Annotated in this window: 5 protein-coding genes and 1 pseudogene; all 6 read left to right on the forward strand. The window is 67.6% G+C overall.

What is annotated here, in order from left to right:
* The first annotated feature begins 156 nt into the window (after positions 1–156).
* Positions 157–1,572 (forward strand): extracellular solute-binding protein, encoded by a 1,416-nt coding sequence (locus ACIREO_RS21715; RefSeq protein WP_404112677.1) that lies wholly within the window; start codon positions 157–159, stop codon positions 1,570–1,572.
* 127 nt (positions 1,573–1,699) lie between these two features.
* A complete protein-coding gene (locus ACIREO_RS21720) occupies positions 1,700–2,659 on the forward strand; it encodes a carbohydrate ABC transporter permease (protein ID WP_404112680.1) in 960 nt (319 codons plus the stop codon).
* Positions 2,660–2,674: 15 nt separating this feature from the next.
* On the forward strand, positions 2,675–3,550 hold the full coding sequence (locus ACIREO_RS21725) for a carbohydrate ABC transporter permease (protein ID WP_404112682.1): 876 nt from the start codon (positions 2,675–2,677) through the stop codon (positions 3,548–3,550).
* A 122-nt stretch (positions 3,551–3,672) separates the two neighbouring features.
* The gene (locus tag ACIREO_RS21730; RefSeq protein ID WP_404112685.1) at positions 3,673–5,277 is read left to right on the forward strand and encodes a glycoside hydrolase family 13 protein; all 1,605 of its coding nucleotides are present in this window, start codon (positions 3,673–3,675) and stop codon (positions 5,275–5,277) included.
* A 400-nt stretch (positions 5,278–5,677) separates the two neighbouring features.
* A complete protein-coding gene (locus ACIREO_RS21735) occupies positions 5,678–9,952 on the forward strand; it encodes a discoidin domain-containing protein (RefSeq protein ID WP_404112688.1) in 4,275 nt (1,424 codons plus the stop codon).
* 276 nt (positions 9,953–10,228) lie between these two features.
* Positions 10,229–12,148 (forward strand): annotated as a pseudogene (locus ACIREO_RS21740) (glycosyl hydrolase family 28-related protein); the annotation flags it as partial.
* Positions 12,149–12,218 lie beyond the last annotated feature (70 nt).

Below are 12,218 nucleotides of genomic sequence, written 5' to 3' on the forward strand. Positions count from 1 at the left end.
GAGTCTGCTTGTGCTCGCTTCCCATGGGACTGTCAAACAATTACGAAGTTAGAAAGAGATATTGCGCTCGTCTGGTCACGGTGGTTGAGTGAGCGGCGCCCCACAACGCATCGGCGGTGGGGCGCCTTCCACGTTCATGCCCGAAGGGGTCCACCCATGAGAAGTGCCCAGATGCGTCGTGCCCGCAGTGTCGGCGCCATGACTCTCGTTTCCGCGCTCGCGCTCACCGCCCTGGCTGCCTGCGGAACGAGCAGCAGCAACGACGATGACAACGGATCCGGGAGCAGCGGTTCCTCGGACCCCGCGGCACCGCTCGACCCGAAGACCAAGGTCACGCTCACGATCGACTGCATGCCGCCGACGGCGAAGGCGGCCGAGCTGAAGGAGTGGAAGGAGGACGTCAAGGAGTTCAACAAGACGTACCCCAACGTCACCATCGAGGGCCGCTCCACGCCGGGGCAGTGTCTGGAGCCGCCGCGCTTCACCGCCATGCTCAAGGCCAAGTCCCAGCCCGACGTGTTCTACACCTACTTCACCGACCTGCCCCAGGTCCTGGACAACGACGGCGCCCAGGACATCACGGCGTACGTCAGCGACAAGACCGTTCCCGCCCTGCAGGACATCGACCCGAACGTCCTCAACTCCCTCAAACAGGACGGCAAGCTCTACGGCCTGCCCACCAGCAACTACACGATGGGCCTGCTGATCAACCGCAAGCTCTTCAAGCAGGCCGGCCTCGACCCCGACGCTCCGCCGCGTACCTGGGAGGAGGTCCGGACCGCCGCCGGGAAGATCGCCGGTCTCGGCAAGGGCGTCGCCGGATTCGGTGAGTACAGCGCGGGCAACACCGGCGGCTGGCACTTCACCGCGCAGATGTACAGCCTCGGCGGTGACGTCGTCGACGCGAGCGGCAAGAAGGCCGCCTTCAACGACGAGACCGGCAAGCAGGTCGCGAAGAACCTCCACGCCATGCGCTGGGAGGACGACAGCATGGGCAAGACCCAGCTGCTCAAGTGGGGTGACCTGCAGAAGCAGATCGCCACCGACAAGCTCGGTATGTTCCTCGCCGCCCCCGACGACATCGCCTACATGGTGCAGCAACTCGGCGCGGAGTACGAGAACTTCGGTATGGGGCCGATCCCGGGCGGGAAGAACACCCTGGCCGGCGGTAACAACTACATGGTCAAGAAGGGCATTTCCGGCGACAAGGTCAAGGCCGGCATCGCCTGGCTGAACTTCAAGAACCTCACCGTCGGCAAGGGGCAGTTCGACTGGGCCCGCACCAAGGCCGACAAGCTGCCCGTCGGTATCCCGCAGCCCAACTTCTGGCTGAACGGGTCCAAGACCAAGGACGACGCCTCCAGGGTCGAGCACGCCACCATGCCCGTGGAGAACTTCAAGTCCTTCATGGACAGCCCCGTCGCCGGCAAGGCCGAGCCGCCGAAGGCGCAGGAGGTCTACAAGGTCCTCGACAACGTCATGTCGAGCATCCTCACCAACAAGGACGCCGATGTCGACAAGCTCCTCGACACCGCCGAGAACCAGGTCAACCAGGTCCTCGCCACGCAGTGACCGCCGTCATGGCAGGGACGGACGGAACTGTCCGTCCCCGCCATGAGGCACCGGCACCCTGCACGGACCCGCACCGGCGCACCGCGCGAGCGGGAACGACAACAGCAGCCCGTACCAAGGAGCATCGATGTCGGCCCCCGGCCTGACCCAGAGCAAGGCGGCCAGCACCCGCCACACCCCGCCTCACCCGGCGGGCCCCGTACAGCCCGGCACCGGCTTCGCCAGGAGCCTGCGACGCAACCTCACCGCCCATGGCTTCCTCATCGGCGCACTGGTCTGTTTCGCGTTGTTCTCCTGGTATCCGATGGTCCGTGAGTTCCTCCTGGCCTTCCAGAAGACCGACGGCGGGGCCGTCACCTGGGTGGGGCTGGACAACCTGACCACCGTGGTCAACGACCCGGCCTTCTGGCAGGCGTGGCGCAACACCCTGCTCTACACGGCCCTGGCCCTCGTCCTGGGCTTTGCCGTGCCCTTCGTCGTCGCCATCGTCATCAACGAGTTCCGGCACGGCAAGGGATACCTCAGGCTGCTCGTCTACCTCCCCGTGATGCTGCCCCCCGTCGCCTCCGTCCTGCTCTTCAAGTACCTCTACGACCCCGGCTACGGCCTGCTCAACGAGGTGTTCGGCTTCTTCGGCCTGCCCGCGCAGCAGTGGCTGCAGGACCCCGACACCTCTCTGCTGTCGGTGGTCGTGGCCTCCACCTGGATGAACATGGGCGGTGCGGCGCTGATCTATCTCGCCGCGCTCCAGGGCATACCCGGCGAGCTGTACGAGGCGGCCGAACTCGACGGCGCGGGTGTGCTCCGCAAGATCTGGCACGTCACCATCCCGCAGACGCGCCTCATCCTCTCCCTGATGCTGCTCATGCAGATCATCGCCACCATGCAGGTGTTCGTCGAACCCTTCCTGCTCACCGGTGGAGCCGGCCCGGAGGGCTCCACCACCACGGTCGTCTACCTCATCTACCAGTACGCCTTCAACTTCAACAACTACGGCGCCGCCGCGGCCCTCGGCCTGCTCCTGCTCGTACTCCTCGCCGGATTCTCGGCGGCGTACGTGAAGCTCAGCCGTTCCGAGAACGAGTAGGACCGGAGATCCGACATGTCCACACGCACGCTCATATCACCGGCCCAGCTCGCCAGGCCCCGCGGAAAAGCGGTCTACTGGGTGGCCTTCGCCGTGGTCGTCGGGGGCTTCACCCTCGTGTTCCTCGGCCCGCTGTACTGGCTGGTGTCCAGTGGCTTCAAGGGCGCCCAGGAGGTCATCCAGACCCCGCCGACCCTGGTGCCCGGCTCCATCGAGCCCGACAACTACAGCCGGGCCTGGGAGGTCATGGACCTGGCCAAGCTGCTGTTCAACACCCTTTACTACGCGTTCGGCGCCCTGGCCTTCCAGCTCGTCCTGGACGTCGCCGCGGCCTACTCGCTGTCCAAGCTCCGCCCCGTCTTCGGCAAGGCGATCCTGGGCATGATGCTGGCGACCCTGATGATCCCGGCGACGGTGCTCGTCGTGCCCCAGTACCTCACCGTGCTCGACGTCCCGATCGTGGAGCGCAACCTGCTCAACACGCCCTGGGCGATCTGGCTGCCGTCGGTGACCAACGCCTTCAACATCTTCCTGTTGAAGCGGTTCTTCGACTCGATACCGCAGGAACTCCTGGACGCCGCTTCCATGGACGGTGCGAGCCCGATGCGCACACTCCGCTCGATCGTCCTGCCGATCTCCCGGCCGATCCTCGGAGTGGTGTCCATCTTCGCGATCGTCGGGGTCTGGAAGGACTTCCTCTGGCCGATGCTGACCCTGCCCGACCCTGCGAAGCAGACCCTCAACGTCGGCATCTACTCCCTGTCGAACGGCGTACCCGTGAACGTGCTGATCGCCGCCCTCACGATCGCCTCGCTGCCCACCCTGCTGATCTTCCTGGTCTTCCAGCGCAACATCATGAGCGGCCTGACCGCAGGCGGACTCAAGGGCTGAGCCCAGCGGGCCGTACCCGACGGCCGCCTCTCCGCACCCTCCCCAGACTTCGCCGCCGGCACGCCGACGCCCCGCCTTCCGTGCCTGCGGCGAAGACCCACCCTGCCCGAAAGGACCACAACGTGGCAGCCCCCCTCCCGCCCCGCACCGACGACTGGTGGCGCGACGCCGCCATCTACCAGATATATCCGCGCAGTTTCGCAGACGGGGACGGAGACGGTACCGGAGACCTCGCGGGGGTCCGGGCGAAGCTGCCATACCTTGCCCAGCTGGGCGTAGACGCGGTCTGGTTCACCCCCTGGTACGCGTCGCCCCTGATCGACGGCGGCTACGACGTGGCCGACTACCGCACCATCGATCCCGCCTTCGGCACCCTGGCCGAGGCGGAGAAGCTGATCGCCGAGGCCCGGAACCTCGGCATCCGCACCATCGTCGACGTCGTGCCCAACCATGTCTCCGACCAGCACGCCTGGTTCCAGGCAGCCCTCGCGGCCGGACCCGGCAGCGCGGAGCGGGAGCGCTTCCACTTCCGGCCCGGCCGGGGACCGGACGGCGAACTGCCGCCCAACGACTGGCCCTCGCAGTTCTCCGGAACCACATGGACCCGGGTTCCCGACGGGGAGTGGTATCTGCACCTGTTCACCCCGGAGCAGCCCGACCTCAACTGGGCGAACCCCGAGGTCCGCCGGGAGCACGAGGACGTGCTGCGCTTCTGGTTCGAACGGGGCGTCGCGGGCGTACGCATCGACTCCGCGGCCCTGCCCGCCAAAGCCCCGGGTCTGCCGGACTTCGTGGAGGGCGTCGACCCCCACCCGTACATCGACCAGGACGACCTGCACGACATCTACCGTTCATGGCGGGCGATCGCGGACGAGTACGGGGCCGTGTTCGTGGGTGAGGTCTGGCTGCCTGATGCCGAGCGCTTCGCCCGCTATCTCCGCCCGGACGAACTGCACACCGCGTTCAACTTCAACTTCCTCACCTGCCCGTGGGACGCCGGCCGCCTGCACCGTGCCATCGACGACACGCTGGCCGAGCACGCCCCGGTCGGCGCGCCCGCCACCTGGGTCCTGTGCAACCACGACGTGACCCGGACGGTGACCCGGTACGGGCGTGAGGACACCGGCTTCGACTTCGCCACGAAGACGTTCGGCACCCCGACCGATCTGGAACTCGGCACCCGGCGGGCCCGGGCGGCCGCGCTGCTGACCCTTGCGCTGCCGGGCTCTGTCTACGTCTATCAAGGCGAGGAACTGGGCCTCCCCGAGGCGGATATTCCGCACGACCGCATCCAGGACCCCATGCACTACCGCTCGGGCGGCACCGACCCGGGCCGCGACGGCTGCCGGGTACCGATGCCCTGGGCGGCCGACGAGCCGTACAGCGGGTTCGGTTCCGGGACGGAGCCCTGGCTGCCGCAGCCCGACGACTGGCCGGTCCACGCCGCCGACCGGCAGGCCACGGACCCGGACTCGATGCTCGCTCTCTACCGCGAGGCCCTGCGCCTGAGGCGCTCCGGGACCGGCTTCGGCGACGGCCCCCTGACCTGGCTCCCCGCCCCCGAGGGTGTGCTGTCCTTCGCACGGACGGACGGCCTCATGTGCCTGGTCAACCTCTCCGCCGGAGCGGTCGGCCTGCCGGCGCACCGCACCCGCCTCCTGAGCAGCGGACCGCTCGACGAGGAGGGACAACTGCCCCGGGACACCGCGGTCTGGCTTCGGGCCTGACCCTCGGGCCAGGCCCGACCGCATGAGGACCGGGCGGTGAGCGGGGCGGTGGGTGTCTGCCTCCTCGCCGGTCCAGGCCGCCCGCTTCCGGGCGCTGAGCCGCACTCGCCGGCCGAGTGCGGCTCAGCGGCATCCGCAGATGCTGCGCAAGCAGGCGCACTTGCGCGTTTCTGAGAAGGTCCGTCACAGCCATGGACGACTCGACGAAGCATCTGCAATATTGCCATCGAACGCTGCAAAAACCTGAGCGCGCCGTGATGGTGTGAGGCGCGCATGGCCGCAGTGGTGTCGCGGGGCCGTTTCTCGGCCCCCGCCCGCAGCAGAGCGCCACCGTTCAGCCCGTAACGAGCCGCACTCGCGTACTGCCTCGGTACGTGAGCCTTCGCTGGGAGGACTCCGCATGCCCCCATCCAAAGCCGGCCGCTGGAAACAGCGCACCGCTACCGCCGCGCTGGCTTCCACGGTCATGGTCCTGGGGCTGCCGGCCCTTGACGCGCACGCCGGTCCGAACACCGCCGCCGACACCCCGGCGAGAGCCGGCAGCACCCTCGGTGCACACTCCGCCGGCAACGTGAGCGACGGGGACGCCCGTACCTACTGGCAGGCCGGCAAGAAGTCGGCGCAGTGGGTGCAGACCGATCTTGGACAGGCCAAGCGTGTCCGGCAGATCGTGTTACGTCTGCCCGCCCACTGGCAGACCCGCAAGCAGACGTTCGCACTCCAGGGCAGCGCAGACGGCAAGAGCTTCACCACGCTCAAGTCATCGGCGCAGTACACATTCAGCCCTGGCAACGGCAACACGGTGAAGATCACCCTCCCCGCGACCCTCGCCCGCTACGTCCGCGCCGACTTCAGCGACAACTCGGCCGGCGGCACCGCGCAACTCGCCGAGCTCCAGGTGCTCACCACCACCGCCTCCACCCCCAACCTCGCCCAGGACAAGCCCTACAGCGATAGCGGACACGCCGACGTGTACGGCGCGGCCAACGCCGGTGACGGCAGTCGCGACACATACTGGGAAAGCAAGAACGACGCATTCCCCCAGTGGGTGCAGGTGGACCTCGGCTCCTCCGCCAAGGTGAACCAGGTGACGCTGCGCCTGCCCGGCGGATGGCCGAGCCGCAGTCAGACTCTCAAGATCCAGAGCTCGACCGACAACCAGAACTTCACCGACCTGACGGCGTCGAAGGCGTACACCTTCGACAGCGGAAACCAGCAGTCGGCGAACATCAGCTTCGACACCACCACGGCGCGGTACGTACGCGTACTGATCACCGCCAACACTGGCTGGCCCGCCGGCCAGCTGTCCGAACTGGAGGTCTACGGACCGGCGACCGGCGACACCCAGGCCCCCACCGCCCCCTCCGGTCTGGGCTACACCGAACCCGCCACCGGGAAGATCAAGCTCATCTGGAACGCGGCGAGCGACGACACAGGCGTCACCGGCTACGACGTCTACGCCAACGGCCGGCTGCGGGCAAGCATCCCCGCCGGCGCTCCGACATACACCGACACCCAGCCCGCCGGCAGCGACGTCACCTACTACGTCCGCGCCAAGGACGCCGCGGGCAACGTCTCCTCCAACAGCAACAGTGTCACCCGCAAGGGTTCCGGCGGCGACACCCAGGCACCGACAGCCCCGGGCAACCTCGCCTACACGCAGCCCGGCGGTGAGGACGTCAGGCTCACCTGGCAGGCGTCCGACGACAACGTCAAGGTCAGCGGCTACGACGTCTACGCGAACGACAAGCTCGTCGAGTCCGTCGGGGGCGATGTCACGGCGTTCACCCACAAGCCGTCGACGGCCTCCACGGTCATCTACTACGTGAAGGCGAAGGACGCCGCCGGCAACGAATCGGCGCCGAGCAACAGCGTCACCCGGCCGGGCGCGACCAGCGGACCCGGCTCCGACCTCGCCCAGGGCAAGCCCATCGAGGCGTCCTCGGACAACTCCACCTACGTCGCGGCCAACGCCAACGACGGCTCCACCAGCACCTACTGGGAAAGCGTGGGCGGCGCCTACCCGGCCACCCTGACCACCGGGCTCGGTGCCGACGCCGACATCAGCCAGGTCGTCGTGAAGCTCAGCCCCGACGCCGCCTGGTCCCCGCGGACCCAGGCCATCCAGGTGCTCGGCCGGGGTCAGAGCGGGACGGCCTACGAGAGCCTCGTGGCGTCGAAGGACTACTCCTTCTCACCCGACAGCGACAACAAGGTGACCATCCCGGTCACCGGTTCCGCCGCCGACATCCAGCTCAAGTTCACCAAGAACACCGGTGCTCCCGGCGCGCAGGTGGCCGAAGTCCAGGTCATCGGCACCCCGGCCGCCAATCCGGACCTCGAGGTCACCGGCATCACCCACGCGCCCACCGCGCCGGTCGAGTCCGACGCCGTCAGTCTCACCGCGGCAGTCACCAACAGCGGCAGCAAGCCGACCACGCCTACGACCGTGGACTTCACGCTCGGCGGCAAGAAGGCCGCCTCCGCGGACGTTCCCGCCATCGCTCCCGGCGAGTCCGAGAACGTCACGGCGAGCGTCGGGGCGCAGAGCGAGGGGAGCTACCCGGTCGGTGCCGAGGTGGACCCGTCGAACAAGGTCATCGAGCAGAACGAGGCGAACAACGTCTTCACCCGGCCCGCCGCCCTGGTCATCAAGCCGGTCTCCAGTTCCGACCTGCTCGCCGCGCCGGTGTCCTGGGCCCCCTCCAGCCCCTCGGCCGGTGACGACGTCAAGTTCTCGGTGGCGATCAAGAACCAGGGAACGACCGATTCGGCATCCGGCGCCCACGACGTGACCCTGCTGATCCAGGACGCCAAGGGCGACACGGTGAAGACACTCAGCGGTTCCCACAGCGGCGTCATCGCCGCGGGGGAGATCGCCGCTCCGGTCAGCCTCGGTTCGTGGAAGGCGGGCGACGGCAAGTACACCGTCAGGACGGTCATAGCCGACGACACCAACGAACTGCCGGTCAAGCGGGCCAACAACACCACGTCGCGCTCACTGTTCGTCGGACGCGGGGCGAGTATGCCCTACGACATGTACGAGGCCGAGGACGGTGTGCTCGGCGGCGGCGCCAAGGCGGTGGGCCCGAACCGGACCGTCGGCGACATCGCCGGTGAGGCCAGCGGCCGCAAGGCGGTGACGCTCACCGGAACAGGCCAGTACGTCGAATGGACCACCCGCGCGGAGACCAACACCCTCGTCACCCGCTTCTCGATCCCCGACGGCGCCGACACGACACTGAACGTGTACGTGGACGGACAGTTCCTCAAGGCGGTCGACCTCACCGCGAAGTACGCCTGGCTCTACGGCAACGAGGCCTCACCCGGCAACTCACCCGGCGAGGGCGCACCGCGGCACATCTACGACGAAGCCGGCCTGCAGCTCGGTAGGACGATTCCGGCCGGCTCCAGGATCCGGCTCCAGAAGGACGCCGGCAACAGCTCCAGTTACGCCATCGACTTCGTCAACACCGAGCAGGTGACCGCGGCCTCGAACCCGGACCCGGCCGCCTACACCGTCCCGGCGGGCTTCTCGCATCAGGACGTGCAGAACGCCATCGACAAGGTCCGCATGGACAGCACGGGCTCACTCGTCGGAGTGTTCCTGCCCGCCGGGGACTACGAGACCTCCAGCAAGTTCCAGGTCTACGGCAAGGCGGTGAAGATCGTCGGGGCCGGCCCGTGGTTCACCCGCTTCCACGCACCCTCCTCGCAGCAGAACACGGACATCGGATTCCGGGCCGACGCGAGCGCCAAGGGTTCCTCGTTCGCCGGGTTCGCCTACCTCGGCAACTACACATCCCGCATCGACGGCCCGGGTAAGGTCTTCGACTTCTCCAGCGTGTCCGACATCACGATCGACAACATCTGGGTCGAGCACATGGTGTGCCTCTACTGGGGCGCCAACACGGACAACATGACCATCAAGAACTCCCGGATCCGCAACATGTTCGCCGACGGCATCAACATGACCAACGGCTCCACGGACAACCACGTGGTCAACAACGACGCCCGGGCGACCGGCGACGACAGTTTCGCGCTCTTCTCGGCGATAGACGCCGGGGGAGCGGACATGAAGAACAACGTCTACGAGAACCTCACCGCGACGCTGACCTGGCGAGCGGCAGGCCTGGCCGTCTACGGCGGCTACAACAACACCTTCCGTAACATCCGCATCGCCGACACCCTGGTGTACTCCGGCATCACCATCTCCTCGCTGGACTTCGGGTATCCGATGAACGGCTTCGGGACCGATCCCACGACCGTCGAGAACGTGTCCCTGGAACGTACGGGTGGCCACTTCTGGGGCTCGCAGGTCTTCCCGGCCATCTGGGCCTTCTCCGCCTCCAAGGTCTTCCAGGGGATCAGGGTCAACGACGTCGACATCGAGGACTCCACCTACGGCGGCGTGATGTTCCAGACCAACTACGTGGGGGGCCAACCGCAGTTCCCGGTCAAGGACACGGTCTTCACCGACATCTCCATCACCAACTCCAAGAAGAGCGGGGACGATTTCGACGCCAGGTCGGGCTTCGGTATCTGGGCGAACGAGATGCCCGAACCCGGACAGGGGCCCGCGGTCGGTGAAGTCACCTTCCGTGACCTGCGGATGAGCGGCAACGCGGAGGACATCCGCAACACGACCAGCACGTTCAAGGTCAACGTCGAGTAGCGCCCTCGGGCAGCAGAGAACAGCGGTGGGACCCGCGCTTAGGGGCGGGCCCCACCGGCCGGCCGATGCCTCTCGTCACCACACAGGGCACGCACGCGGCCGGCCTGTGTGCCCTGTGCGATGCCGTCGCGCGGGGCCTGGGAAAGTAATCCCACTTCGAGTCGACAATTTGAGCGATCACAGCACTATTTTGCGCGTCCTCATAGACTTCCTTGCGGGGGTGCGCTTAGCCTCAGGGCGTCCACAGTGCCCCCGAGCCGCAAGGACGGACCCCACGTGCAGACTCACCCCCCACACCCCCCACGCCCCAGCCGTGTTCTGCGGCGCTCCCTGTCCGCTTCCCTCGCCCTGGCCCTCACCGCCGTCGGTACCGCGGCGGCGGTCGTCCTGGCCGGTGCTCCCGCCGCCCAGGCCGCAGCGGTCCCCGCGCCTTCCCCGGTCGGGATATCCGGCCGGGGCGCCACCGTTCCGTTCACGGAACAGGAGGCCGAGTACGCCGCCACGAACGGCTCCCTGATCGGCCCCGACCGTCTGTACGGCTCGCTGCCCTCGGAGGCGTCGGGGCGGCAGGCGGTCACGCTCGACGCCACCGGTGAGTACGTCGAGTTCACGCTCACCGCCCCCGCGAACGCCATGACGTTCCGCTACTCGCTGCCGGACGACGAGGCCGGGACGGGCCGGGACGCCGCTCTCGATCTGCAGGTCGACGGCACCTCGCTCAAGAGCGTGCCGGTGACATCGAAGTACGGCTGGTACTACGGGGGTTACCCCTTCAACAACAACCCGGGCGATACCAACCCGCACCACTTCTACGACGAGACCCGGACCATGTTCGGATCCACCCTGGCCGCCGGCACGAAGGTCCGGCTCCAGGTGAGCTCCACCGCCACATCACCGTCGTTCACCATCGACCTGGCGGACTTCGAGCAGGTGGACGCCCCGGTCGGCAAGCCGTCCGGGGCGCTGGACGTGGTGAGCGACTTCGGTGCCGACCCGACGGGCGAAGCCGACTCCACCTCCAAGATCCAGGCCGCGGTCGACGCGGGCAGCGCCCAGGGCAAGGAGGTGTACATCCCCCAGGGCACCTTCCAGGTCACCGACCACATCGTCGTCGACAAGGTGACGCTGCGCGGGGCCGGGCCCTGGTACAGCGTGCTGACCGGGCGGCACCCGACCGACCGCAGCAAGGCGGTCGGGGTCTACGGGAAGTACGCGGCGCAGGGAGGCAGCAGCGATGTCACCCTCAAGGACTTCGCCATCATCGGCGACATCCGTGAGCGGGTGGACAACGACCAGGTCAACGCCATCGGCGGGGCCATGTCCGACTCGGTCGTCGACAACGTCTGGATGCAGCACACCAAGTGCGGTGCCTGGATGGACGGCCCGATGGACGACTTCACCATCAAGAACAGCCGGATCCTGGACCAGACCGCCGACGGGGTGAACTTCCACTACGGCGTCACGAACTCCACGGTGACCAACACCTTCGTCCGTAACACCGGGGACGACGGTCTGGCCATGTGGGCGGAGAACGTCCCGAACGTGAAGAACGCGTTCACGTTCAACACGGTGATCCTGCCGATCCTCGCCAACAACATCGTCACCTACGGCGGCAAGGACATCACGATCTCCGACAACGTCATGTCGGACACCATCACCAACGGCGGCGGCCTGCACATCGCCAACCGCTATCCGGGCGTCAACTCCGGTCAGGGGACGGCCGTCTCGGGCACGCACACCGCTGCCCGCAACACCCTGATCCGTACCGGGAACAACGACTTCAACTGGCACTTCGGCGTCGGCGCGATCTGGTTCAGCGGACTCAACGAGCCGATCAGCGGCGCCACCATCAACATCACCGACAGCGAGATCCTGGACAGCTCCTACGCCGCGATCCATCTGATCGAGGGCGCGACCGACGGGCTGCACTTCGACAACATCAGGATCGACGGCGCCGGCACGTACGCGCTGCAGGTCCAGTCCCCGGGCACGGCCTCGTTCGACAACGTCGTCGCCACACACATCGCCCAGTCCAACCCGATCCACAACTGTGTCGGCAGCGGCTTCAAGGTCACTCAAGGCACCGGCAACTCGGGCTGGTACGCCGACCCGCCCGCCTGCACGGGAGTCTGGCCGGACCCGGTGTGGACCAACGGCGGAGTCCCCGGGGGTGGCGCCCCCACCGCGCCCGAGGAGGCCTTCATCAGCTGAGCGGAACGAGCGGGTGGGCCCGGCCTTCATCGGCCGGGCCCACCCCCGTTCGTCC

The sequence above is a fragment of the Streptomyces sp. NPDC102441 genome (assembly GCF_044765585.1).
In the GTDB taxonomy this organism is placed as follows: Bacteria; Actinomycetota; Actinomycetes; order Streptomycetales; family Streptomycetaceae; genus Streptomyces.